Here is a 23040-nt window from a genome sequence, read left to right as displayed (position 1 = left end):
CGACTGTTAGCGCCGATTTTTGCATCGCATGATTTTGCGTCGCAACCTTGGCTTCAAATCCAATTCTCCTGCCGGTGCCGTCCTGAGCGCGCCGGCTATGCCGGACTCGCCACACGTGGCCCGGCAACGCGCCCCTGGGATGGGCGCTTTTCGACGCATTCGATGGACAATATCCGCAATTTTTCGATCATCGCCCACATCGACCACGGCAAATCGACGCTGGCCGATCGCATCATCCAGTTGTGCGGCGGCCTCTCCGACCGCGAGATGGAAGCCCAAGTGCTGGACTCGATGGACATCGAGAAGGAGCGCGGCATCACCATCAAGGCCCAGACCGCCGCGCTGTCCTACAAGGCGCAGGACGGCAAGATCTACAACCTCAATCTGATCGACACCCCGGGGCACGTCGACTTCAGCTACGAAGTCAGCCGCTCGTTGTCCGCCTGCGAGGGTGCGCTGCTGGTGGTGGACGCGTCGCAGGGCGTGGAGGCGCAGACAGTCGCCAATTGCTACACCGCCATTGAGCTGGGCGTGGAAGTGGTGCCGGTGCTCAACAAGATCGACCTGCCCGCAGCCGACCCGGACAACGCGATCCAGGAAATCGAAGATGTGATTGGCATCGACGCGACGGATGCGACGCGCTGCTCGGCCAAGACCGGTGTGGGTGTGGCGGACGTGCTTGAGGCGTTGATCGCCAGGGTGCCTGCGCCCAAGGGCGATCCGGATGCGCCGCTGCAGGCGCTGATCATCGACTCGTGGTTCGACAACTACGTCGGCGTGGTGATGCTGGTGCGCGTGGTGAACGGCACGTTGCGCGCCAAGGACAAGGTTCTGCTGATGGCCACGGGTGCGCAGCATCTGGTGGAGCAGGTGGGCGTGTTTTCGCCGAAGTCGGTTCCGCGTGAATCGCTGTCGGCAGGTCAGGTTGGCTTTGTCATCGCGGGTATCAAGGAGCTGAAGGCTGCCAAGGTGGGCGACACCATCACCCACGTGGCCCCGCGCAAGGCCGAGGCGCCGCTGCCAGGCTTCAAGGAAGTCAAGCCGCAGGTGTTTGCCGGCCTGTATCCGGTGGAGGCCAACCAGTACGAAGCGCTGCGTGAATCGCTGGAGAAGCTCAAGCTCAATGACGCTTCGCTGCAGTACGAGCCGGAAGTCTCGCAGGCGCTGGGCTTTGGCTTCCGCTGTGGCTTCCTTGGCCTGCTGCACATGGAGATCGTGCAGGAGCGTTTGGAGCGCGAGTTCGACATGGACCTGATCACCACCGCGCCGACGGTGGTCTATCAGGTGCAGCAGCGCGACGGCACCATGGTGCAGGTGGAAAACCCGGCCAAGATGCCGGCGGACCCGAGCAAGATCGAGGCGATCCTGGAGCCGATCGTTACGGTCAACCTGTACATGCCGCAGGAATATGTGGGCGCCGTGATCACGCTGTGCGAGCAGAAGCGCGGCTCGCAGATCAACATGAGCTACCACGGGCGCCAGGTTCAACTGACGTACGAGATCCCGATGGGCGAAATCGTGCTGGACTTCTTTGATCGCCTGAAGTCGGTCTCGCGCGGCTATGCGTCGATGGACTACGAGTTCAAGGAATATCGCGTGTCTGACGTGGTCAAGGTCGATATCCTGATCAACGGTGACAAGGTCGATGCGCTGTCCATCATCGTCCACCGCTCTAACAGCGCTTACCGTGGCCGCGAAGTGGCCGCCAAGATGCGCGAAATCATTCCGCGCCAGATGTACGACGTGGCCATCCAGGCTGCCATCGGCGCCAACGTGATCGCACGTGAAAACGTAAAGGCGCTGCGCAAGAACGTGCTAGCCAAGTGCTACGGCGGCGACATCTCGCGCAAGAAGAAGCTCCTCGAGAAGCAGAAGGAGGGCAAGAAGCGCATGAAGCAGGTGGGCACGGTTGAAATTCCGCAAGAGGCGTTCCTCGCCATCCTGCGCGTCGAAGAAAAATAACCCCGGACGAATCTCTCACACATGAACTTCGCCCTGATTTTGTTTGTTCTCGTTGTCATCACCGGGATTGCCTGGGTGGCTGACAAGCTTGTGTTCCAACGCCAGCGCCAAGCGGCTGCGGCGACAGCGCTGGCTGAATTCGATGCGCGCGCACAAGTGCAGGCGCAGTACGGCGGTGGTGGCGACATCGGCGCAGCGCGTCTGCAACTGGCCGAAGACAAGCTGCGCCAGCCCTGGTGGCTTGAGTACACCGCAAGCTTCTTCCCGGTAATCGCGGCAGTGTTCCTGCTGCGCTCGTTCGTGATCGAGCCGTTCAAGATTCCGTCGGGCTCGATGATCCCGACCCTGCAGATCGGCGATTTCATCCTCGTCAACAAGTACACGTATGGCATTCGTCTGCCGATCGTGAACAAGAAGATTGTCGATCTGAACCAGCCGCAGCGCGGCGACGTGATGGTCTTCCGTTACCCGAAAGACGAGTCGATGGATTACATCAAGCGCGTGATCGGCGTGCCGGGTGACGTGGTCAAGTACGACAACAAGCGCCTGACGGTGAACGGCCAGCCTGCCACCTATGCGCCGCAGTCCGACTACCTCGACGGCGAGCGCCTAACGTACTCCAAGCAGTACCAGGAGACGCTCGGTACCGTCTCGCACAACATCCTCAACGACGCCGATCGTCCGGCCTACGTGTCGGGTCCGGACGATTTTCCGTTCCGCGAAAACTGCACTTACAATCAGACCGGTTTTACCTGCAAGGTACCTGCAGGTCACTATTTCATGATGGGTGATAATCGCGACAACAGCGCGGACTCCCGTTACTGGGGCTTCGTGCCGGACAAGAACATCGTCGGGAAGGCGTTCTTCATCTGGATGAACCTGGGTGACCTGAAGCGGATCGGCAGCTTCCATTGATCCGGTAAGTGACTCAAAATTCTCTTATTGAAACTCGGCAATTGCACAACGGGGGAAATGCAATGCGGATTCGTCAGGCCGGTCTGAAACGCCAGTCGCGCGGGATTTCGATGTTCGGCATCCTGATCGGCATTATTGTGTTGATCACGTTCGTGCTGCCAGCAATCCGGTCCGTTCCAAGCCTGATGGAGTATCAAGCGATTACCCGCGCAGTGAAGCAGGCACGCGAGCGTGCTAGCACGCGTGAAGAGGTGTCCAATGCATTCGACAAGCAGGCCGCCATTGATGACATCAAGTCGATCAAGGGCGAGGATCTGGACGTGCTGGATGCAGGTGGCTCCATTCAGGCAGTGCGCTTCTCGTACAAGCGCGAGATTCCGCTGTACGGCCCGATCGGCTTGGTGATTACCTATTCGGGAACCCAGCGTTGACATGAGTTTGGATGCATTGCAGCAACGCCTTGGCTATCGCTTCAGCAAACCGGAGTTGCTGCAGCAGGCGCTCACCCATCGCAGCCACAGCGCGATGCATAACGAGCGCCTGGAGTTTCTGGGGGATTCGATCCTGAATTGCGCTGTCGCAGACATGCTCTACGGCATGTTCGGCAAGCTGGATGAGGGCGATCTCTCGCGCGTGCGGGCCAACCTGGTCAAGCAGCAGGCGCTGTACGAGATTGCTCAGATGTTGCAGTTGCCTGACGCATTGCGCTTGGGCGAGGGCGAGTTGAAGAGCGGTGGCTTCCGCCGGCCATCCATCCTGGCGGATGCGTTGGAGGCGATCTTCGGTGCGGTGTTTCTCGATGGCGGTTTCGATGCCGCTCGCACGCTGATCCGCAAGCTATATATCCCGATCCTGGAGCAGGTCGACCCGCGCACGCTAGGCAAGGATGCCAAGACGCTGCTGCAGGAGTACCTCCAAGGTCACAAAATTGCGCTGCCGCTGTACACGGTGGTTGCCACCCACGGCGCGGCGCATAATCAGCAGTTCGAGGTCGAGTGCACGATTCCGAAGCTGGAGATTCGCGTTTCCGGCAGTGGGGCATCGCGGCGCGCGGCCGAACAATCGGCGGCCAAACTGGCCCTGGATGAAGCGCATCGCCTGGTGCCGCAGCTCGTCAAGCGCAGCCGCGCCGAGCGCACCGGCAAGACGCGCAAGCAGGCCACACCGCCCGATCCGCAGTTGTCTCTCAGGTTGAAGGAATAATCAGGTAAATGAGCGACACCCCATTGCAGCCTCCGCAACCAGAATCTGGTGCCCCGGAGGGGTTCCGCTGCGGCATGGTCGCCATCGTTGGGCGCCCGAACGTTGGCAAATCCACGCTGATGAATGCCCTGGTGGGCCAGAAAGTCAGCATCACGTCGCGCAAGGCGCAGACCACGCGTCATCGCATCACCGGCATTCAAACCACGGACGACGCGCAGTTCGTCTTCGTCGATACGCCGGGCTTCCAGACGCGCCATGCCACCGCGCTGAACCGTTCGCTTAACCGCGCGGTCACGTCCACGCTCACGTCGGTGGATGCCGTGCTGTTCGTGGTCGAAGCTGGTCGCTATGGCCCGGACGACGAGAAGGTACTCTCACTGCTGCCGCGCGAGACGCCCGTGATCCTGATCGTCAACAAGGTCGATCGGCTGGATGGCTACACGCGTGCCGAGATGGTCGCTACGTTCCTGCAAGACATGGCGCAGGTGTTTCCGTTTGCCGAAATCGTGCCGATGTCGGCCAAGAACCGCGATGACATCGACCGCCTGCTCGGCATCGTGCGCCCGTACCTGCCGGAAGGCGAGCCGATGTACGACCCGGAAGCGTTGACTGACCGCAGCGAGCGCTTCCTGGCCGCAGAAATTGTTCGCGAGAAGGTCTTCCGCTGGACCGGGGACGAATTGCCGTACTCCAGCACCGTCGTCGTCGACAAGTTCGAGACCGAAGGCCGCCTGCGCCGCGTGTTCGTCACCATTCTGGTGGACCGTGACGCGCACAAGGCGATGATCATTGGCGCCAAGGGTGCCAAGCTCAAGCAGATCTCGACCGAAGCACGCATGGACATGGAAAAACTGTTCGACGGCAAGGTGTATCTGGAGGTCTGGATCAAGGTCAAGAGCGGCTGGGCCGACAACGAAGCCGGCCTGCGCGCCTACGGCTACGAGTAGCCGCCTAACCGTTTGCCTTTAGCTGGCAACTCCACACACGCTCGATGGCGGGACGATCCGATCCGATTCCGGACGAGGCTGCGGAATGGCTGGCAGAGGAAGGCGTTGCCGGCGCCGCGCCGCGCAGGAGCTTTCCTGCCGGGCGCTCGGAGACGCGCGTTGCGGCGCAGCCGGCCTTCGTGCTGCACAGCTACCCGTACCGCGAGACCAGCCTCATCATCGACGTTTTCACGCCGGACTACGGCCGCATGGCGCTGGTCGCCAAGGGCGCCAAGCGACCGCATTCGGCGCTGCGTGCGGTGCTGCAGACGTTCCAGCCGCTGTCGGTGTCATGGAGTGGCCGCGGTGATGTGCGTACGCTGACCCGCGCCGAGTGGGTTGGCGGTATGGTCCCGCTCGGTGGCGAAGGGCTATTGTCGGGCTTCTATCTGAACGAGCTGCTGGTCAAGTTCGTTGCCCGCGAAGACGGCCACCCGGTGCTGTTCGCGCACTACGTCGAAACACTCAATAAACTCGCGCACGGTGAGCCCGCTGCGTTGACACTGCGCGCGTTCGAACGTGTGCTCCTGCGGGAAACCGGCTTTGCTGCCCAGCTCGACCGCTGCATTGACGGTGAGCCGGTGCAGGCCGAGGGCGACTACGTTTATCACCCTGAACGCGGCATCCGCCGCGCGTTGCCGAGCGATCCCTCCTCCTGGCCTGTGCTGCGCGGTCAGACACTGATCGACATGGAGCGCGACGACTACGCCTCACGCGCCACAACTGCCCAGCAGAGCCGCAGCCTGATGCGTTTCCTGCTGCATTATCATTTGCACGGCACGCCGCTTTCGACGCGCCAGATCCTGATCGACTTGCAGAAACTATGATCTTTCATGCTTCGCCGGGCGTTATCGACCTGGGCATCAACATCGACCACGTCGCCACGTTGCGCAACGCGCGCGGCACCACCTATCCGGATCCGATTGCAGCGGCGTTGCTGGCGGAAGAGGCCGGCGCTGATCTCATCACGCTGCATCTGCGCGAAGACCGTCGTCATATCAAGGATGCCGATGTGCGTGCGCTGCGCCCGCAACTTCGCACGCGCATGAACCTGGAGTGTGCTGTCACGCAGGAGATGCTCGACATCGCCTGCGATATCGGCCCGCAAGACGTGTGTCTCGTGCCGGAGCGCCGCCAGGAGGTGACCACCGAGGGTGGCCTGGATGTGGTGGGCGGCTTTGCCAAGGTGCAGGCAGCGTGCAAGCAACTGGCCGATGCGGGCATCCGCGTGTCGCTGTTCATCGATCCGGATGCGGCACAGATTGAAGCCGCAGCTGCCGCTGGCGCACCCGTCATCGAGCTGCACACGGGGCGCTATGCCGAAGCCACCGACGATGCCGAGCTGAAGGCGGAACTCGTCCGCATCGAAACGGCCGTGGAAGAGGGCATCCGCTGGGGCGTGCGCGTGAATGCCGGCCACGGCCTGCACTATACGAACGTGCAACCGATCGCGGCCATCGCGGGCATCCACGAGCTGAATATCGGCCACGCCGTTGTGGCGCATGCTGTGTTTGCCGGCTGGCAGAACGCAGTGCGCGAGATGAAGGCGATCATGGTGGCAGCGCGCTTGTCGTCCATGACGCCTACTGCGGCCCATCCGGGCGTGCCCGTATGAACGAGCAGGCCGCTGCCGCTAAGGTGTCCGGTGCCATCTATGGCATCGGGACCGACATCATCCAGATCGAGCGTGTCGAGGGCGTGATGCAGCGGACCAACGGCCGCTTTGCCGAAAAGGTGCTCGGGCCCGATGAACTGCGTGTCTACCACGCCCGTAAGGCGCGCTCCGAGCGCCGCGGGCTGGCCTTTCTGGCGACGCGCTTTGCCGCCAAGGAAGCCGTGTCCAAGGCCATCGGCCTGGGCATGCGCTGGCCGATGACGTGGCGCGCAGTGCAGACGCTCAACTTACCCTCCGGGCAACCTGTGGTGCGCTACAGCGGCGAACTGGCCGACTGGATTGCACAGCATGGCCTCCATATTCAGATCAGCGTGACGGACGAGCGCGACTACGCTGTCGCCTTTGCCGTCGCCGAGTTGCAAACGAAACCCACCGCATGAATTCCACAGCAAAGACGCAGAAACGCCCCGGCCCGATCGTTCTCGACGTTGCGGGCCTCCAACTCGGGGCTGACGATGTCCGTCGCATCGCGCATCCGTTGACGGGTGGTGTGATCCTATTTGCCCGCAACTTTGAGTCGCGCGCGCAGCTGACGGCGCTCACGCAGGCGATCCGCGCCATCCGTGATGACGTGCTGATCTGTATCGACCACGAGGGCGGCCGCGTGCAGCGCGCCAAGACCGATGGTTTCACGCACCTGCCCGCGATGGGCGCCCTAGGCAAACTGTGGGACCGCGACGTGCTGGCAGCGACGCGCGCGGCCACCGCATGCGGCTACGTGCTGGCCGCTGAACTGCGCGCGTGCGATATCGACCTGAGCTTCACGCCCGTGCTCGATCTCGACTACGGCACCAGCAGCGTCATCGGCGATCGTGCTTTCCATCGCGACCCGCGCGTCGTGACCATGCTCGCGAACCACCTGACGCTCGGCCTGCGCTTGGCCGGCATGGCCAACTGTGGCAAGCACTTCCCGGGGCACGGCTATGTCCAGGCCGATTCGCACGTTGCCGTGCCAGTGGATGATCGCCCGCTTGAGGCCATTCTTGCTGACGATGCGCAGCCGTATGGCTGGATGGGCCTCGGCCTGCAATCGGTGATGCCGGCGCACGTCATCTATTCGGCGGTCGATCCGAATCCGGCCGGCTTCTCGCGCTTCTGGCTGCAGGACATGCTGCGTGCGCACTTCAATTTCGACGGCGTGATCTTCAGCGACGATCTGAGCATGGAAGGCGCGAGCGTCGCCGGCTCCGTGGTGGATGGTGCTCGTGCGGCACTGGCTGCGGGCTGCGACATGGTGCTGATCTGCAATGCGCCGGACAAGGCCGATCGCCTGCTTGGGGAACTGGACGTGGCGATGGGCAAAGCATCCCAGCGACGTGTGCGCCGGCTGTTTGGCGGCAGGGCGATCAAGGATTGGTCAAAGCTGCAACAGCAATCGGCCTACAAGCAGGCCCTGCGTACCCTGCGTGAGGCCCGGCTGATTGCGTAAAGCGTAGAGAGGCGATGGCGGGCCGCTTGCCCGGTTCGCTTTTCACGGACACAACAAAAAAGGCAGCGCGAAGCTGCCTTTTTTGTTGGTGCTGCGCCAGCTTACTTGGCGCGGCTCTTGTACTCGTCCGTACGCGTGTCGATTTCGATCTTTTCGCCGATGTTGCAGAACAGCGGCACCATGATCGTGAATTCTTCGTTGTCGTTGATGCGAGCGGCCTTCAGAACCTTGCCCGACGACGTGTCGCCCTTGACAGCCGGTTCCGTGTAGACGATTTCACGAACCACCGTGGTCGGCAGTTCCACCGAGATGGCGTTCTCGTTGTAGAACGTCACTTCGACCTTCATACCGTCTTGCAGGTAGTTCAGCGCGCTGCCCATGGCGGCGGGCTCGACGTTGTACTGTTCATACGTGACCGGGTCCATGAACACGTACATCGTGCCGTCGAAGTAGGAGTATTCGGCTTCCTTCTTGTCCAGGATGACCTGATCGAGCTTGTCGTCGGCGTTGAACACCCATTCACCGCCTGCGCCCGACAGCAGGTTCTTGTACTTCATCTTGACGACGGCGCCCGAACGGCCCGAGCGGCTGTACTCAGTCTTGAGCACGACCATCGCCTCTGCTTCCTTGCCGTTGGGGCCCCACATGAACACGTTGCCAGCGCGGAGTTCTTGCGCGATTTTCAAAGCCATTTCACATTTCCTGAGAAAAGAGGGTTCGATGCGCGCCAAGCAACGAAGCACCGCGCGATACCCTCGGGTCGCGCGAACTAGATCAAAGCCGGGGCCGCATATAGAGATCAGCCCGCTATTTTACCTGTTTTTCGCAAAATGCCACCAAATTCGCGGCAAGATCACCCAGATGCAACAAGGTGTGCTCCCAGGTGATCGCGCGGTTGCGCAGGGCCGGTGCGGCGGCCACAAGAGCAGGCCAGTCGAGCGTGTCTGGCCTCCCATTCCAGGCGTGCCAGAACGTGCGGAGTGCATTGGCTTGCGCTTCGGGCAGGGCGGGGGCGTAGCGCGCCAGAAAGGCATCCAGTTTGGTCAGGTGCACATCGTCGCTTTGCGGATAGATGTGCCAGATAAATGGCTGCAGCGCCCACTGCGCGCGCACAAAGGAATCTTCTCCGCGCACGAAGTTGATGTCGCAGGCCCACAAGAGTGGATCGTAGTGCTCCTGGGGAACAAACGGCACCACCGCGACCGTCAGTTGGCCGCGCGACCAGCGGGCACCTGCTTTGGCGGCGCCGGTGCTGCCCGGCAACTCGGCGATTTGCGTGGCGGCCAAGCCCTCGGGCACCAGGCAGATCACCGGCAGCGGGGAGGCTTCCCATTGGGCAACCAGCGCCGGCAATGCCGGGTTGGCATATGCGAACAGGCTTACGCGCAGGGCGTCGGGGTGTTCGCGCATCAGGTCGTCCACGCCGAGCCGGTGCCACAACGCTTGGTGAGCCGCCGGGCTGGCGTTGAACGTTGCGCGCTGGGCGCCCAGATGCGTTTCGCGCAGCACACCGCCCGTATTGCGCGCAAAGCCCGGGAAGAAGAAGTATTTGACCAGCGGCAGTTGTGGATGTGGCGATTGCATCGCGTGATACTCGGCCACCCAGTTCTCTGCACTGAGATATTCCAGGTTGATCCAGACTGGCGCCGTGCTCTGCGATGCAAGCGCGGCCATGCCCTGCAGCATCGGCTCCGGAACGGCGCACGCGAAGGCGCCGATCACCACGTCATGCGGCGTGGCGTGCGCATCGGCGGCGAGCAATGCGGCCACCTGCGCATCATCGCCCCACTGGCGGATATCGACGCCCGAGACGCGCTGCGCCTCGGCGGTTACGTCAACGGCGGGGCAGAGCTTTTCGAATGAGCGCAGGTCATCGACCCACAGCCGCACGGTGTGGCCGTGCTCCTGCGTAAGCTGCCGGGCAAGGCGCCAGCACACGCCGATGTCGCCATAGTTGTCGACGACGCGGCAGAAGAGATCCCAGGACGTGATGGTGCGCATACAGAAAGAGAAAGGCGAGTCGGGCGGGAAAGACGGTGGGCCGACATTGTAGTCGGCGGCTTGTTCTACACTGACGCCCTCTGAGCCTGCGAACGTCATGCCGTCCGACCCCACGCCACCCGATTTTCCTGAGACGCCTGAGAGCGCCGAGTCCAGCGCGCCCGCGAATGTGCCTGATTTCGATGCGAAAGCGTACATCGCGCGCCTGCCCAACCTGCCCGGCGTGTATCGCTATTTTGATGCGCAGGGCAATGTGCTCTACGTGGGCAAGGCGCGTGACCTGAAGAAGCGTGTCTCCAGCTACTTCAACAAGACGCTGCTCTCGCCGCGCATTGCGATGATGGTGGCGAAGATCGCGCGCATCGACACCACCGTCGTGCGCAGCGAGGCCGAAGCGCTGCTGCTTGAGAACAACCTCATCAAAGCGCTGGCGCCGCGCTACAACATCCTGTTTCGCGACGACAAGTCGTATCCGTATCTCAAGCTTACGCAGCACGCCTATCCGCGCATGGCGTACTACCGCGGCGCGACGGATCGCAAGCACCAGTACTTCGGTCCGTTCCCGAGTGCGCATGCGGTGCGCGAGAGCATGCAGATCCTGCAGAAGGTGTTCCAGCTCCGCACGTGCGAAGACACCGTCTTCAACAACCGCACGCGCCCGTGCCTGCTGCACCAGATCCATCGCTGCAGTGGCCCATGTGTGCAGGCGATTAGCCCTGAGGACTACGCCCGCGACGTCGCCAACGCGGCCGGATTCCTGCAAGGTCGTCAGGACGAAGTCATGCAGACGCTGCAAAACAAGATGCAGCGCTATTCAGAGGCGCTTGCGTTCGAGCAGGCCGCCGTCGTACGTGACCAGATCGGCGCGCTGTCGACCGTGCTCACGCAGCAATCGGTGGAAGAGGTGGGGCAGGCCAGCGACATCGACATCCTGGCCGTGGCCATCAAGGGTGGTCACGCCTGCGTGAACCTGGCGATGGTGCGCGGCGGCCGGCATCTGGGAGATAAGGCCTACTTTCCGACTCACGTGGAGGATGGCGCCGCCATCGTTGGGGAAGACGTGGAAGCCGAGGGTGCTTCCGCAGCGGAATTGGCGCGCGATCCGGAGCGCATGGCCAGCGACATCCTCGAAGCGTTTGTCGCGCAGCACTACCTGGACCAGTTCGTGCCACCCGTGCTGGTGGTCAGTCACCCGATCCATGCAACGGAACTCATCGACGCGCTGGCCGAGCAGGCTGGGCGCCGCGTGTCTGTCGTGCGTCAGCCGCAGGGCGGGCGCCGTGCGTGGCTGGAGATGGCCGAGAAGGGTGCTGAGCTTTCATTGATGCGGCGTCTGTCAGAGCAAGGCAGCCAGCAGGCCCGCACGCGCGCACTGGCTGAGACCATCGGTATCGATCTCGAAGACCTTGCCGCGCTGCGCGTCGAGTGCTTCGACATCAGCCACACCGCCGGCGAGGCCACGCAGGCCTCGTGCGTGGTCTTCCACAGCCACGCCATGCAAAACGGCGAATACCGCCGCTACAACATCCAGGACATCACCCCCGGCGACGACTATGCCGCCATGCGCCAGGTCCTGACCCGCCGCTACCAGAAGATCGTCGAGCAGGCGGGCGAAGACACACCCAACATGCCCACCATCGTGCTGATCGACGGCGGCAAGGGGCAGGTGGAAGTCGCGCGGCAGGTGTTTGAAGAGTTGGGGCTCGACATCGGCTTGCTGGTCGGCGTAGCCAAGGGAGAAGGTCGCAAGGTTGGTCTGGAGACGCTGATCTTCGCTGACGGCCGGTCTTCATTGGAGCTGGGGCAGGGCAGCGCCGCGCTGATGCTGGTCGCGCAGATCCGTGACGAAGCGCACCGCTTTGCGATCACCGGTATGCGCGCCAAGCGGGCCAAGGCACGCAATACCTCGCGGCTGGAAGAGATCGAGGGCATTGGCGCCAAGCGCCGGCAGCGGCTGCTGGCGCGCTTTGGCGGCTTGCGCGGCGTGATGTCTGCCAGCGTGGATGAGCTGGCTACGGTGGAAGGCATCTCCCAGACCCTGGCCGAAGAAATCTACCGCCAGCTGCATTGATCGGCGACAATGCCCCATCTTGCCGCGCCGGCGCATGACCCGGCGCAGTAGTTGTTTTCTCGACTTGCCATGCCTTTCAATTTCCCGATCCTCCTGACCTGGCTGCGTGTGGCCATGATCCCGCTGGTGGTGGGCGTGTTCTACCTGCCGGACACTTGGATGGCGCTGCCCGCCAAGAATCTGACGGCCGCGGTGTTCTTCATCGTCGCGGCACTGACCGATTGGTTCGATGGCTTTCTCGCGCGCCGCTGGAACCAGACTTCATCGTTCGGCGCCTTTCTCGATCCGGTGGCCGACAAGCTAATGGTGGCCGCAGCGCTGCTGGTATTGCTGGCGTTGGGCCGTGTCTCGGACATCGTCGCGTTGATCATCATCGGCCGCGAGATCACCATCTCGGCGCTGCGCGAGTGGATGGCGCAGATCGGCGCGTCAAAGAGCGTAGCCGTCAACATGCTCGGCAAGCTGAAGACGACCTTCCAGATGATCGCGATTCCGCTGCTGCTGTTCGAGGGCAAGCTGCTCGACGTGATCGACGCGCATATGTGGGGAACCTGGCTGATTTACGTGGCAGCGGTGCTCACGCTGTGGTCGATGGCTTACTACATGAAGCTCGCCTGGCCGCAGATCCGCGAGCGCGCAAAGTGAGCCTGCAAAAACTCTCGCGCAAAAGTGTTGACGAGCGCGATTCTTTTTTGCCATAATCTCTTTCTCGTTGCAGCGATGTGACGAAACGGTCTGGCAGCACAAAAGTTGTACGGCAGTGCTGATAGCCAAAATGCGGGAATAGCTCAGTTGGTAGAGCGCAACCTTGCCAAGGTTGAGGTCGCGAGTTCGAGCCTCGTTTCCCGCTCCAGTTTGAAATATGTGGCCGTGTTGATGTGGTGCACGGCGGCATAACCGGTTACGCGGGAATAGCTCAGTTGGTAGAGCGCAACCTTGCCAAGGTTGAGGTCGCGAGTTCGAGCCTCGTTTCCCGCTCCAATCCCGAAGGGAAGCCTTGCTTCCCTTTTTCTTTATCGGCACGGCACAACGCAGTTCTTCACGAATTGCTACAATACGGTGCTCAGCCCTTGGCGGGGTAGCAAAGTGGTTATGCAGCGGCCTGCAAAGCCGTGTACGCCGGTTCGATTCCGGCCTCCGCCTCCAGAATGCAAAAAAGCCCCGACTGGTTCGGGGCTTTTTCTTTGGTATCGCGCCTAGCCGCGCGCTTTGACCGCCACCTTGCGCACCTCTGTTTCTGTTGCCCGAATCGTACGGCCGTCTCGGGCCACGGGCTGCATCGGCGCGAGCGGCTGTTCCGTTTGCTTGTCGACCAGTACGGAATGCCTCTCGCCCCGCGCAAACAGATGCGCTTCCCCCCATTGCCGCAGACCCACGACCAGCGGGAAGAGCGCCTCGCCCCTGGGGGTCAGAACGTATTCCTGATACGCCGTCCCGTCGGAGGCCGGGGCCACGGCAAAGATGCCGTGCTCGACCAGCAGCCGCAGGCGGTCGGCCAGGATGTTGCGCGCAGCACCGGTGCTCTTCTGAAATTCACTGAAGCGGCGCAGGCCGTCGAAAGCATCGCGCACGATTAGCAGCATCCAGCGGTCCCCGATCACATCGAGTGCGCGCGCGACAGGGCAGGTGGAGTCGTCAAAGCGTTTGCGTTGAACCATGGTCCATGGGCGGCGAATGGCCGCGTCGGTCAAGTGGTTGCATGATAAAACAAGTCTGCCTAGACTCATCTGGTTTTAATTTAAAACCAGATGGGGTATGCATGCTTGTCGATTCTCTTGCTGCTGATTCGCCCGGGGAGAAGATTGCTCCCGTGGGCGCTTTGCCACGGGCTTGGGTTGCCATGCTGGCGATGTGTGCGGCGGTCAGCGTGGCCAACGTCTACTTCGCGCAGCCGTTGCTCGATGCGTTGGCCCGCGACTTTGCGCTGAGCGATGCCTGGACCGGAGGCATCATCGGCGCAACGCAGGCGGGATGCGCGCTGGCGTTGGCGCTGGTGGTGCCGCTGGGTGACCGCTGGCCACGCAAGCCACTGTTGCTTGTTCAGCTTGTATTGCTGACTGCGGCGCTGCTGTGTGTGTGCCTCGCACAAACGCGTTGGCCGCTGTTGCTGGGCATGCTGGGCGTTGGCCTGCTGGGGACGGCGATGACGCAGGGTTTGATCGCCTGTGCCGCTGCGTTGGCCTCGGTGAAAGAGCGCGGCCGTGTGCTCGGCGTGGTGCAAGGTGGCGTGGTGATCGGGTTGCTCGTCGCGCGGGCGGTGGCGGGCATCATCGCAGATGCCTGGGGCTGGCGAGCGGTGTATGCCGTGTCGGGGGGGATCTCGGTAACGATGCTGGCTGTGTTGTGGCGCTGGCTGCCAGCACCGCCGATGGAAGCTGTGCCCATGCGCTACGGCGCGCTACTCCGCTCGACGTGGCAATTGCTGCTGACCGAACGCGTGCTGCAGGTGCGTGGGTTGATCGGCCTATTGATGTTTGCAGCATTCAGCGTGTTCTGGAGCGCGCTGGCATTGGCGTTGAGTGCGCCGCCGTATGCGTTTTCGACGGCGGGTATCGGCATGTTCGGGCTGGTAGGGGCGGTAGGTGCGCTGGCGGCAGTACGTGCGGGGCGCTTAGCAGACCGCGGGTGGGCGCAGCCGGCCACTGCCGCCGCGCTGGGGTTGCTGCTGATCGCCTGGGTGCCGTTGGGGTTGGGTTTGCAGCATCTAGCCTGGCTCATTGTTGGCGTCATCCTGCTTGATCTGGGTGGGCAGGCCGTTCACGTGCTCAACCAGAGTTTGATCTTCCGCTTGCATCCGGACGCGCATAGCCGACTGGTCGGTGCCTACATGCTGTTCTACGCGGCCGGCAGTGGGCTGGGGGCAATGGCCTCAACAGCGGTGTATGCGTGGACGGGGTGGTTGGGCGTGTGCCTCTTGGGCGCGGGCATCAGCGTGGCGGCGCTGGGGTTCTGGGCGGCAACCGCGGCGTGGACGCGCCGGCTGGAGGTGGAAGCGCGCTAGCAATTCCCCTCTTTCGAGGGGTGTGCTAGACCGGTGTATACCCGGCGGGCCTGCCATTCGATAAGCCGAGTCCTATACTTTTCGAAGGGGTCTGCCTTGTTCTGACGTGGTGAAAAATGATAGAACACGACAGAACTTTGGCTCTGCGCCTAGGTTTTCACAATTGTTTGCAATATGACAGGGTTGGCCTTTTAGGATGACCTGGGCTCAAGTCGACATGTAAGGCATGTTGGTGGCCTGGGTAAGGTCTTGCGCGGGAGTCGGTGCCGCGCCGGAGGTGGCCGGCGGATCAAACCATGATGCGCTGGTCCGGGACCCCGATCACAACGACAAAGGGAGCGAGCCGGCGTCCCATGTAGCGGCGGCGGGAGCCGGCTGAACAGCCGGGCCCGGAGCGGGGAAAAGGCAGTCCAGATGGCGATACGAATTGCCTCGGTAGAAGACAACCAGGCGCAATCGGAGTTGATTCGAGAGATCCTGGTTTCGTCCGGATACGAATGCGAGTCTTTCAGTAGCGGTGATGCCTTCGTCAAGGCGCTGCGGGATCGAACCTTCGACCTGCTGCTGCTTGACTGGCAGTTGCCGGACATCAGCGGCATCCAGCTCGTGAGCTGGGTGCGGCAGACGGTCGGCCCTGCGCTGCCGGTGCTGTTCCTGACCAACCGCTCACTCGAAGATGATGTGGTACGCGGGCTGGCTGCCGGCGCGGATGACTACGTCATCAAACCGGTGCGCCGCGCTGAACTGGTGGCACGCGTGGGCGCCTTGCTGCGCCGCGCCGCGCCGCGCACCAGCGAATCGCTTGAGCGCATCCGCGTGGGTCCGTATGCTGTGGACCCGATCGGACGTGTGCTGACACTGAATGGGTCGCAGGTCGAGCTGTCGCCGCGGGAATTCGACCTGGGGCTGTACCTGTTCCGCAATGTCGGCAAGCTGGTGCCGCGCGAGCTGATCGAGCAAGCCGTCTGGGGGCGCAGCATCGGCCCGGATTCGCGCACACTCGCCACCCACATCTCCAAGCTGCGGCTCAAGCTGGATCTCAATCAGAAGAATGGCGTGCGGCTCGTCTCGGTGTACTCGCATGGCTATCGACTCGAAACCACACAAGACGATGGCGAAGCAGGTTGAAGCGTTTCGACGCAAAAGGCTCGGGCGCGCCGCGGTTGTCGGCGCGCTTGTTGTTTTTGGGGGCGTCTGGCAGGCGGCGGTTGCACAGCCTTCCGGCGCAGACGGCAGCGATTTCCTCTATCGCGTCCAGCCCGGCGACACGCTGATCGCCCTGGCAGACCGCTACATGGATAGCGTCGAAGGTTGGCGCCTGCTGCAGCAGCGCAACCACGTCGCGGATCCGTACCACTTGCAGCCGGGCTCTGTGCTGCGGATTCCCTTCGACCGCATTCCGGTGGTGCCGGCCACGGCGCAGGTCGTGTTTGCGCGCGACGCCACGACCGCCGACCGCAAGCCGCTGCAAGCCGGCATGAAGCTCGCAGAAGACACGCAGATCGAAACCGGCGACAAGGGCGCCGTCACGCTCGCATTTGATGACGGCACACGCGTGACCGTGCCGCCGGGCAGCCGCGTGGCGTTGTCGCGTGTGCGTGCGTTTGCGCGCGCTGGGCTGATCGACGTGCGTGTGCACGTGAAACAGGGCGAGGCCGAGTCGAACGTTTCGCCCAGGAAAACGGGCGTAGGCCGCTATGAGATTTCCACGCCGTCGCTCGTGACGGGCGTACGCGGCACGCGCTTTCGCGTGCAGGCAAGCGAGTCCGTATCGACCAGTTCCGTGCTCGAAGGGGAAGTAGCCGCCCAGGCCGGCCGCCGAACGCAGGGAGTCAAAGCCGGGTTTGGCGTACAGGTCTCAGGCGGACACCTCAAGCGCGCGGCGCTGCCTGCGGCGCCAAAACTCGACGCCATTCCGGATCTGGTGCAGCGGCCGTGCTTCCGGGCGATGTGGCAGCCGGTGAAAGGGGCGGTTGCCTATCGTGCGGCCGTTGCGCGTGACGCCGCCTTGACCGAACTGAGTGCCTATCAACACAGCAAGACGCCGGGCGCTACCCTGTGCGGTGACGAAGACGGCGACTACACCTTGGTTGTGCAGAGCATTGACGCGCTTGGCCTGACCAGCCCGTCGGCCACGCGACCCTTTACGGTGCGCCTGCACCCGGAGGCGCCATACACGATTCAGCCAGCGAGCGGAAAAACCTATCGCAGCGGTGAGCTGGTGTTCTCATGGGCAACGGTGTCGGATGCGCGCAGCTACGATGTAGAAGTAGGCGACACGGAGACCTTTGCGTCGCCCGTTGTCCAGCAACGCGGGCAGGATGTGCGCGTGACCAAGGCGTTGAGCGCAGGCTCCTGGTGGTGGCGCGTGCGCTCGGTGGCTGAAGACGGCAAGACCGGCCCGTGGAGCGATGCGCTGCGCTTCCAGGCGCTCGATATTCCGCCGGGTGCTGTGCCCCCAGCCTCCGTTGATGCAGGCGACGACGGCATGCTGCACGCCCACTGGCCCGCACTCGCGCCCGAACTGGCAGCAGCCGGCGCGCGCACGCGCGTGCAGCTTGCCAGCGAGCCGACCTTTGCCAAACCGGTTGCCGACATCGTGAGTGACGGCAGCGAAGCCGCCATTCCGCAGCCGCCAGCCGGTACGTACTACATCCGCACAGGCGTTGACCTGGGCGACCCGGCATCGGTTATGTATGCCAAGCCGCAGCGCATCGATGTTGGTGCGTTCGTCGGCGATTCGTCGCGCAACCCCGTGCAGAGCGGCGGCGGCAATCTCTTGCTCAATGACTGGTCCGGTCGTACCAACCCTCGCTGACCCGATGCGAACAGCTCCGCACGGAAGGCTGCGCTCTTTGGCGGAGTGGGGCGTGCTGGTGCTGCTGGCTGCACTGCTGACGATCGGTGCAGTGCGCTGGAGTGTGGTCGAGCGGCTGGATTCGGCGCTGTATGACACCGTGATCACGCTGCATGGGCATCCAGCGCGCGACGACATCGTCATCGTCGCCATTGACGATCAGAGCCTGGATGCAGTGGGCCGCTGGCCGTGGCCGCGCAGCCGTCTGGCCGATCTGCTGGCACGTGTAGGGGCGGCGCACCCGCGCGGAATCGGCGTCGATATTCTGTTTATCGAACCGGACCTCGCGCACCCCGAGGGCGATCGCGCTTTGACTGCGGCCATCGCCCAGGCCGGTCACGTCATCCTGCCTGCGCTGCCGGAACGAACAGAGCAGGGGCGCGTGTATCACTATCCGTTCCTCGGCATCGAGGCCACTGTCGCCCATATCAATGCCGCGGCCGATGCCGATAGCGTGGTGCGCGGCATGTATCTGGCCGAAGGCCCACGTGGGCACGTGCTCGACCACCTGGCGGTTCAACTTGCGCGGCTGGCCGCACAAGCGCCCGTGTCGACGCCAGCCACGCTGGATCTGGAAACCGACGCCAGTGGGTGGACGCGACAGGCGCATATCCGCCTGAACTTTGCCGGGCCGGCCGGTACCTTTCGGCATGTGCCTGCATTGGATGTGCTCAATGGTCGTGTGCCGCCCGAAGTCTTCGCGGGCAAGCTGGTGCTGATTGGCGCGACGGCTTCGGGCGTGTCGGATATTTTCGCCACGCCCACGTCGCGCACGATGAGCGGCGTCGAGGTGTTGGCCAACGCCACGCAAACGGTGCTCGATGGAAACGCCATCCTGCCGGTGCCGAACGGCGTGTTCTGGGTGATGACGTTGCTGCCGCTGCTGATGACCGCGTGCGCAGTCCGCTGGTTCACGCCACGCATGGCGCTGGCCGTGGCGCTGGCGAGTGCAGCAGTGTTGCTGCTGGGTGTGGTCGCTGTGCTGGTGCTTGGCAACCGCTGGCTGCCGCCGTTTGCCGCGCTGGTCGGGCCGTTGGTGCTGTACCCGCTGTGGAGCTGGCGCCAGCAGGAAGCCGCTTTACGTTTCCTGCGCGCCGAACTCTATCGCCTCGCGCGCGAACCCGGTGTACTGACCGATACTGCACCGCTCGCCCGCACGGGCCGCACGCTCGGTGCACACATGGATGCGGTGGCCTCGCTCATCGACAAGCTGCGCGGGCTGCGCCGCTTCCTGGCCGATGCGCTGGAAAGCTTGCCCGATGCCACGGTCATCTGCGCACCGGACGGCGCGATCCGCCTTGCCAACGGCCGCAGCGCGGGGCTCACCGGCCAACTGAGCACGCCGGGCCAGAACCGCGCCGCGGCGCTGCGTGACCTGCCGAGCCTGCTGACGCGCGCATTTTCCGATCCGACTGCGGGCCAACGTTACTGGGCGCAATGGTTGGCTGACCCCGACGCCAAGCTGGAGCCTGTCGAGCTGCATACACACGATGGCCGTTCGGTGCTCATGCACGCCGCCGCGTTGCGCGACGACGCCGGTCGCCCCGTTGACATCATCGTCAGCTTTGCCGATATCACCCCCGTGCGCCAAGCCGAGCGCCATCGTGAAGAGGCGCTGCGCTTCATCTCGCACGACATGCGCTCGCCACAGAGCGCGATCCTGGCGCTGATTGAGCTGCAGCGCGATGCCTCGCGCGCGCTGGATCGAGAGGTGCTGCTCTCCCGCATCGAGCAACTTTCGTCACGTACGCTGGAGCTGGCTGACGCCTTCATCGACTTGGCACGCGCCGAATCCCAGGCGCTCAAACTGGTGGACGTGGATCTGGTTGGGCTGGTGCTCGATGCTGCCGACGAGGTCTGGGCCCTGGCGAATCGCCATCAGGTCGAGGTGCGCGTGGAGGCGGACATCGAAGCGCCCGTGCGCGGCGAGCCGCGCCTGCTGGTGCGTGCCTTGGTTAACCTGCTCAACAACGCCATCAAGTTCAGCGCGCAGGGTTCGTTGGTGACGGTATCGGTGGGGGCCGACGAAGGGGCATTCACGGTGGCCGTGGCCGATCAGGGCGCTGGCATTGCGCTGGCGGATCAGCCAAGGCTGTTCCAGCCATTCCACCGCTTGCATGAGACGGGAGCCAACGCCCCATCGGGCAGCGGCCTCGGCCTCGTCTTCGTGAAGACTGCCATTGAGCGTCATGGCGGTCGCATCACCGTGCAGAGCGTACCGGGGCTGGGCTCCACCTTCACAGTCTGGCTGCCGCGCGGGCCGCTTCACCAAGACGCCTGACCACGCAGGCGTTTGCTCTTTCGGCAACCGCACACACGGTGCGGCTTCTGCCACTTTCCTTTTTCAATCATTTGCAATCCGCTTGTCTGGCGGCCCTACAGTTCATTTGCCGACCAGCACAACGTACTCGGGTGATGCACCCGGTCGAGAGACGGCGGTACCTGGGCGAGAACCGGAAGCGCAGGCAGAAGCGAACCACGCAGGAATGACCGGCGACCCAAGGTGCTACGTATGTTGAGCAAGACCGCAACCGATGTGCTGAACGAATGCGAATACGAACACCTTCGCATGCAACTGCACCAAGCCCTGCGCGGCAACGGGAATCTGCCGCAGGATGCACAGGTCTGGCTGGCTGGTCGGCGTTTGTTCGCTTCGCGCGACGAGGGCATCGGTCGGGTTGATGCGCGCCAGCGCGATGTCATTTGCAGTTGATTTACGTGAAGCAGTTGCATGCTGTGCTTCGCGGCCCATCCAGAAAGAGACCGAGCCATGAAGATCGGCCTGATCGACACACATATCGCCCGCCAACAGGCAATTCACTCCGCGCTGCAGCCGTCGCGCTTCGAATGCGTGCCGCTGTTTCTCTCCCGTCAGGTGTTCGAGGCCATCGATGTGCACGGCATCAACCTGCTGATGGTGGGTGCAAATGCACATGACATGCCGGGGCTGTCGCTGGTGCGCACAGTGCGCGAGCGTGTGGGGCCTGGCATGGCCATCGTTTATCTTGCTGACGGTCAGGCCGATGTTGAGACCGCCGACGCATTGAACCACGGCGCAGATCTGTGCTTCCAGGGCGATATTCGCCCGCCGGAGCTGCTGGCGCGTCTCGATGCGCTGATCCGCCGCTTTGCCGTCAGCCGTGCCGTGCGCGCCTCCGAAATTTGCCTGGGGCCCTACACGATCGACCGACAGAACCGCTCGATCCGCCTGCGCGATACTCAGGTGGCGGTGCACGCTCGCGAGTTTGAGTTGGCGTTGCTGCTGTTTGCAAATGCTGGGCGTGTGCTGTCTCGTGCAGATATCGAACTGGCGTTGTGGGGGCGTGAGCTGAGCCCGTACTCACGCACGCTTGACACGCACGTCTCCCGCCTGCGCAAGAAGTTGCTGCTGGGCGCTGAGAACGGCCTGCGCCTGCGGGCGATCTACGGACAGGGTTTCTGCTTGGAGCGTGTGATGGAAAGCGTCGTTTGATGACGCAGCCACGCTGAAAGCCTCCCCACACAAAACAAAGCCCCGCCTGTCGGGGCTTTTTTGTTGCTCGAATGGGAGCGCCCAAAGAAAAGCGCCCTGATACTCGGGACAGCAGCATCAGGGCCAAGTAGATCGCGGCTCTCTCTTCCGCGACCGGAGCGCACCCACGAGGGGTCGGTGCCTATTCAGGTTACGTGGCTGGCGCCGACACAATGCAAATCTTTATCAACACGCATCTGGGTACGGTAGCGCTGAATGTGTGTCGATTTGTTATAAGACGTCGTACAACAAGGAGCCGGCCCACCGATTCAAGCGCCGGCTGGCTCAGGTAAAGGCCTCGGGTGTTGCGGGGGCGGCCAGATCGTGTGCGCGGCGCAGTCGTTCACGGCTGTTCGAGAGGTGCATGCGCATGGCCGCGCGGGCGGCTTCCGGCTCCTTGCGGGAGATCGCCTCGAAGATGCTGTGGTGCTCGCGGTTGACGGTGGTGCGCGATTCCTGCGAGTTCAAGTAGCCAACCTGCGATGCGTCGATGCGGCTGCGCGGGATCAGCGTCTTGCCCAGTTGGTCGAGCACCGTCACGAAGTGTTGGTTGCCGGTGGCGCGCGCAATGGTCAGATGGAAGCGTAGGTCGGACGCCGCACTGTCACGGCCGGCGGCCTGGTCTGCTTCGATGGCGTCGAGCGCTTGCTGCAGCGTGGCGAGATTCTCCGGCGTGGCGCGCTGGGCGGCCAGGCCCGCACATTCGGTTTCCAGCGCCACTCGCAACTCCAGCATGGCCAGGATGTCGTGCAGCGTGGAGGCGGCACCCAAGTGGATGGTGTTGTCCTGGCGCGGGGGCAGCACAAAGCTGCCGATGCCGTGACGAGTCTCGATCAGCGCCTTGGCTTGCAGGCGTGAAGTGGCCTCGCGCACCACGGTGCGGCTGACACCCAGTGCTTCCATCAATTCCGACTCGGTGGGCAGCTTGTCGCCGATACGTAGTTCGCCGGTGGCGATGCGCTGCTTGACGTAATCAACCACCACTTCCGCCAGGCTTTGGGTGCGGCGCGCGAGCGTTGCGGGGGAGCCGGGGGTGGACATGCTGTCTCCGGACGGGTTTCGGGTTTACCAGGGGTAGTTCTGCGTGGATGCGTCCATTATATTCCGCTCCATGTTGTATGACGACTGATAACGTACGTGACGGCCATGAACCACAACTCTGCTGAATCCACCCTGCGCACGCCGCGCATCACTCGCCTCCAGGTCATTCCCGTGGCGGGCCGCGACAGCATGCTGCTGAACCTGAGCGGCGCGCACGGTCCGTTCTTCACCCGCAACATCGTCATCCTGGAAGACTCCGATGGCCATACCGGCGTGGGCGAGGTGCCGGGCGGCGAGGCGATCCGCAAGACAATTGAAGACGCGACGCCGCTGGTGGTGGGGCAGCCGATCGGCGCATACAACAACGTGCTCAATACCGTGCGCCGGC

Annotated in this window: 21 protein-coding genes, 3 tRNA genes and 1 pseudogene; 20 read left to right on the top strand and 5 right to left on the bottom strand. The window is 63.2% G+C overall.

Going from position 1 to position 23040, the window contains the following annotated elements:
* The first annotated feature begins 162 nt into the window (after positions 1 to 162).
* The 9 genes from lepA to nagZ all read left to right on the top strand — a co-directional run bounded on the left by lepA (position 163) and on the right by nagZ (position 8170).
* Positions 163 to 1962, top strand: coding sequence for a translation elongation factor 4 (lepA, locus tag JHD73_RS09615; RefSeq protein ID WP_199030061.1), 1800 nt, complete (start codon positions 163 to 165; stop codon positions 1960 to 1962).
* A 21-nt stretch (positions 1963 to 1983) separates the two neighbouring features.
* Entirely contained in the window at positions 1984 to 2877 is an 894-nt protein-coding gene (lepB, locus tag JHD73_RS09610; protein WP_199030060.1) for a signal peptidase I, read from the top strand.
* A 62-nt stretch (positions 2878 to 2939) separates the two neighbouring features.
* Positions 2940 to 3308 (top strand): DUF4845 domain-containing protein, encoded by a 369-nt coding sequence (locus JHD73_RS09605; RefSeq protein ID WP_199030059.1) that lies wholly within the window; start codon positions 2940 to 2942, stop codon positions 3306 to 3308.
* Between the two features lies 1 nt (position 3309).
* The gene (gene rnc / locus JHD73_RS09600) at positions 3310 to 4080 is read left to right on the top strand and encodes a ribonuclease III (protein WP_199030058.1); all 771 of its coding nucleotides are present in this window, start codon (positions 3310 to 3312) and stop codon (positions 4078 to 4080) included.
* An 8-nt stretch (positions 4081 to 4088) separates the two neighbouring features.
* Complete coding sequence (gene era / locus JHD73_RS09595; RefSeq protein ID WP_199030057.1) at positions 4089 to 5027, top strand: GTPase Era; 939 nt, start codon at positions 4089 to 4091, stop codon at positions 5025 to 5027.
* A 44-nt stretch (positions 5028 to 5071) separates the two neighbouring features.
* Positions 5072 to 5893 carry a DNA repair protein RecO gene (gene recO / locus JHD73_RS09590; protein ID WP_199030056.1) on the top strand — a complete coding sequence of 274 codons (822 nt, stop codon included), beginning with the start codon at positions 5072 to 5074 and terminating at the stop codon, positions 5891 to 5893.
* A complete protein-coding gene (gene pdxJ, locus JHD73_RS09585) occupies positions 5890 to 6681 on the top strand; it encodes a pyridoxine 5'-phosphate synthase (RefSeq protein WP_199030055.1) in 792 nt (263 codons plus the stop codon). Before recO ends, pdxJ begins: the two co-directional genes overlap by 4 nt.
* Positions 6678 to 7121: a holo-ACP synthase gene (acpS, locus tag JHD73_RS09580; protein ID WP_199030054.1), complete on the top strand. Its 444-nt coding sequence runs from the start codon at positions 6678 to 6680 to the stop codon at positions 7119 to 7121. The genes pdxJ and acpS overlap by 4 nt, the downstream gene beginning before the upstream one ends.
* Positions 7118 to 8170 (top strand): beta-N-acetylhexosaminidase, encoded by a 1053-nt coding sequence (nagZ, locus tag JHD73_RS09575; RefSeq protein ID WP_199030053.1) that lies wholly within the window; start codon positions 7118 to 7120, stop codon positions 8168 to 8170. Before acpS ends, nagZ begins: the two co-directional genes overlap by 4 nt.
* 101 nt (positions 8171 to 8271) lie before the next feature.
* On the opposite strand, the gene efp is transcribed toward nagZ, so the two are convergent.
* Both efp and earP read right to left on the bottom strand, forming a co-directional pair.
* Positions 8272 to 8856: an elongation factor P gene (gene efp / locus JHD73_RS09570; protein WP_199030085.1), complete on the bottom strand. Its 585-nt coding sequence runs from the start codon at positions 8854 to 8856 to the stop codon at positions 8272 to 8274.
* A gap of 121 nt (positions 8857 to 8977) precedes the next feature.
* Entirely contained in the window at positions 8978 to 10171 is a 1194-nt protein-coding gene (earP, locus tag JHD73_RS09565; protein WP_199030052.1) for an elongation factor P maturation arginine rhamnosyltransferase EarP, read from the bottom strand.
* 97 nt (positions 10172 to 10268) lie between these two features.
* Here earP and uvrC point away from each other — a divergent pair, with 97 nt between their 5' ends.
* The 5 genes from uvrC to JHD73_RS09540 all read left to right on the top strand — a co-directional run bounded on the left by uvrC (position 10269) and on the right by JHD73_RS09540 (position 13388).
* Positions 10269 to 12242: an excinuclease ABC subunit UvrC gene (uvrC, locus tag JHD73_RS09560; protein WP_199030051.1), complete on the top strand. Its 1974-nt coding sequence runs from the start codon at positions 10269 to 10271 to the stop codon at positions 12240 to 12242.
* A 69-nt stretch (positions 12243 to 12311) separates the two neighbouring features.
* Complete coding sequence (pgsA, locus tag JHD73_RS09555) at positions 12312 to 12887, top strand: CDP-diacylglycerol--glycerol-3-phosphate 3-phosphatidyltransferase (protein WP_199030050.1); 576 nt, start codon at positions 12312 to 12314, stop codon at positions 12885 to 12887.
* 132 nt (positions 12888 to 13019) lie between these two features.
* Positions 13020 to 13095 (top strand) — tRNA-Gly (locus JHD73_RS09550).
* A gap of 52 nt (positions 13096 to 13147) precedes the next feature.
* A tRNA-Gly gene (locus JHD73_RS09545) sits at positions 13148 to 13223 on the top strand.
* 91 nt (positions 13224 to 13314) lie between these two features.
* A tRNA-Cys gene (locus JHD73_RS09540) sits at positions 13315 to 13388 on the top strand.
* 50 nt (positions 13389 to 13438) lie between these two features.
* Here the strand turns inward: JHD73_RS09540 and JHD73_RS09535 are convergent.
* Positions 13439 to 13900, bottom strand: a complete 462-nt coding sequence (locus JHD73_RS09535) for a helix-turn-helix domain-containing protein (RefSeq protein WP_199030049.1) — start codon at positions 13898 to 13900, stop codon at positions 13439 to 13441.
* Positions 13901 to 14001: 101 nt separating this feature from the next.
* Between JHD73_RS09535 and JHD73_RS09530 the strand changes: the two genes are divergently transcribed.
* From JHD73_RS09530 to JHD73_RS09515, 4 genes are all read left to right on the top strand, one after another.
* A complete protein-coding gene (locus JHD73_RS09530; RefSeq protein WP_233176868.1) occupies positions 14002 to 15243 on the top strand; it encodes an MFS transporter in 1242 nt (413 codons plus the stop codon).
* 414 nt (positions 15244 to 15657) lie between these two features.
* On the top strand, positions 15658 to 16371 hold the full coding sequence (locus JHD73_RS09525; protein ID WP_199030048.1) for a response regulator transcription factor: 714 nt from the start codon (positions 15658 to 15660) through the stop codon (positions 16369 to 16371).
* A complete protein-coding gene (locus JHD73_RS09520) occupies positions 16355 to 18061 on the top strand; it encodes a FecR domain-containing protein (protein WP_199030083.1) in 1707 nt (568 codons plus the stop codon). The genes JHD73_RS09525 and JHD73_RS09520 overlap by 17 nt, the downstream gene beginning before the upstream one ends.
* A 4-nt stretch (positions 18062 to 18065) precedes the next feature.
* A complete protein-coding gene (locus JHD73_RS09515) occupies positions 18066 to 20381 on the top strand; it encodes a CHASE2 domain-containing protein (RefSeq protein WP_199030047.1) in 2316 nt (771 codons plus the stop codon).
* Between the two features lie 225 nt (positions 20382 to 20606).
* On the opposite strand, the gene JHD73_RS09510 is transcribed toward JHD73_RS09515, so the two are convergent.
* A complete protein-coding gene (locus JHD73_RS09510; RefSeq protein WP_199030046.1) occupies positions 20607 to 20897 on the bottom strand; it encodes a hypothetical protein in 291 nt (96 codons plus the stop codon).
* Between JHD73_RS09510 and JHD73_RS09505 the strand changes: the two genes are divergently transcribed.
* Positions 20871 to 21572: a response regulator transcription factor gene (locus tag JHD73_RS09505; RefSeq protein ID WP_199030045.1), complete on the top strand. Its 702-nt coding sequence runs from the start codon at positions 20871 to 20873 to the stop codon at positions 21570 to 21572. The genes JHD73_RS09510 and JHD73_RS09505 overlap by 27 nt on opposite strands.
* A 324-nt stretch (positions 21573 to 21896) precedes the next feature.
* On the opposite strand, the gene JHD73_RS09500 is transcribed toward JHD73_RS09505, so the two are convergent.
* The gene (locus tag JHD73_RS09500; RefSeq protein ID WP_199030044.1) at positions 21897 to 22652 is read right to left on the bottom strand and encodes a FadR/GntR family transcriptional regulator; all 756 of its coding nucleotides are present in this window, start codon (positions 22650 to 22652) and stop codon (positions 21897 to 21899) included.
* A 105-nt stretch (positions 22653 to 22757) separates the two neighbouring features.
* Between JHD73_RS09500 and JHD73_RS09495 the strand changes: the two are divergent.
* Positions 22758 to 23040: pseudogene (locus tag JHD73_RS09495) on the top strand (glucarate dehydratase); the annotation flags it as partial.

It is taken from the genome of Ralstonia sp. ASV6 (assembly GCF_016429285.1).
Lineage (GTDB): Bacteria > Pseudomonadota > Gammaproteobacteria > Burkholderiales > Burkholderiaceae > Ralstonia > Ralstonia flaminis.
This window is presented reverse-complemented; position numbering and strand designations above follow the sequence as displayed.

Coding starts and splice junctions, on each gene's coding strand:
- lepA (WP_199030061.1), top strand. CDS start 163: ATGGACAATATCCGCAATTTTTCGATCATCGCCCACATCGACCACGGC.
- lepB (WP_199030060.1), top strand. CDS start 1,984: ATGAACTTCGCCCTGATTTTGTTTGTTCTCGTTGTCATCACCGGGATT.
- JHD73_RS09605 (WP_199030059.1), top strand. CDS start 2,940: ATGCGGATTCGTCAGGCCGGTCTGAAACGCCAGTCGCGCGGGATTTCG.
- rnc (WP_199030058.1), top strand. CDS start 3,310: ATGAGTTTGGATGCATTGCAGCAACGCCTTGGCTATCGCTTCAGCAAA.
- era (WP_199030057.1), top strand. CDS start 4,089: ATGAGCGACACCCCATTGCAGCCTCCGCAACCAGAATCTGGTGCCCCG.
- recO (WP_199030056.1), top strand. CDS start 5,072: ATGGCGGGACGATCCGATCCGATTCCGGACGAGGCTGCGGAATGGCTG.
- pdxJ (WP_199030055.1), top strand. CDS start 5,890: ATGATCTTTCATGCTTCGCCGGGCGTTATCGACCTGGGCATCAACATC.
- acpS (WP_199030054.1), top strand. CDS start 6,678: ATGAACGAGCAGGCCGCTGCCGCTAAGGTGTCCGGTGCCATCTATGGC.
- nagZ (WP_199030053.1), top strand. CDS start 7,118: ATGAATTCCACAGCAAAGACGCAGAAACGCCCCGGCCCGATCGTTCTC.
- earP (WP_199030052.1), bottom strand. CDS start 10,171: ATGCGCACCATCACGTCCTGGGATCTCTTCTGCCGCGTCGTCGACAAC.
- uvrC (WP_199030051.1), top strand. CDS start 10,269: ATGCCGTCCGACCCCACGCCACCCGATTTTCCTGAGACGCCTGAGAGC.
- pgsA (WP_199030050.1), top strand. CDS start 12,312: ATGCCTTTCAATTTCCCGATCCTCCTGACCTGGCTGCGTGTGGCCATG.
- JHD73_RS09535 (WP_199030049.1), bottom strand. CDS start 13,900: ATGGTTCAACGCAAACGCTTTGACGACTCCACCTGCCCTGTCGCGCGC.
- JHD73_RS09530 (WP_233176868.1), top strand. CDS start 14,002: ATGCTTGTCGATTCTCTTGCTGCTGATTCGCCCGGGGAGAAGATTGCT.
- JHD73_RS09525 (WP_199030048.1), top strand. CDS start 15,658: ATGGCGATACGAATTGCCTCGGTAGAAGACAACCAGGCGCAATCGGAG.
- JHD73_RS09520 (WP_199030083.1), top strand. CDS start 16,355: ATGGCGAAGCAGGTTGAAGCGTTTCGACGCAAAAGGCTCGGGCGCGCC.
- JHD73_RS09515 (WP_199030047.1), top strand. CDS start 18,066: ATGCGAACAGCTCCGCACGGAAGGCTGCGCTCTTTGGCGGAGTGGGGC.
- JHD73_RS09505 (WP_199030045.1), top strand. CDS start 20,871: ATGAAGATCGGCCTGATCGACACACATATCGCCCGCCAACAGGCAATT.
- JHD73_RS09510 (WP_199030046.1), bottom strand. CDS start 20,897: ATGTGTGTCGATCAGGCCGATCTTCATGGCTCGGTCTCTTTCTGGATG.
- JHD73_RS09500 (WP_199030044.1), bottom strand. CDS start 22,652: ATGTCCACCCCCGGCTCCCCCGCAACGCTCGCGCGCCGCACCCAAAGC.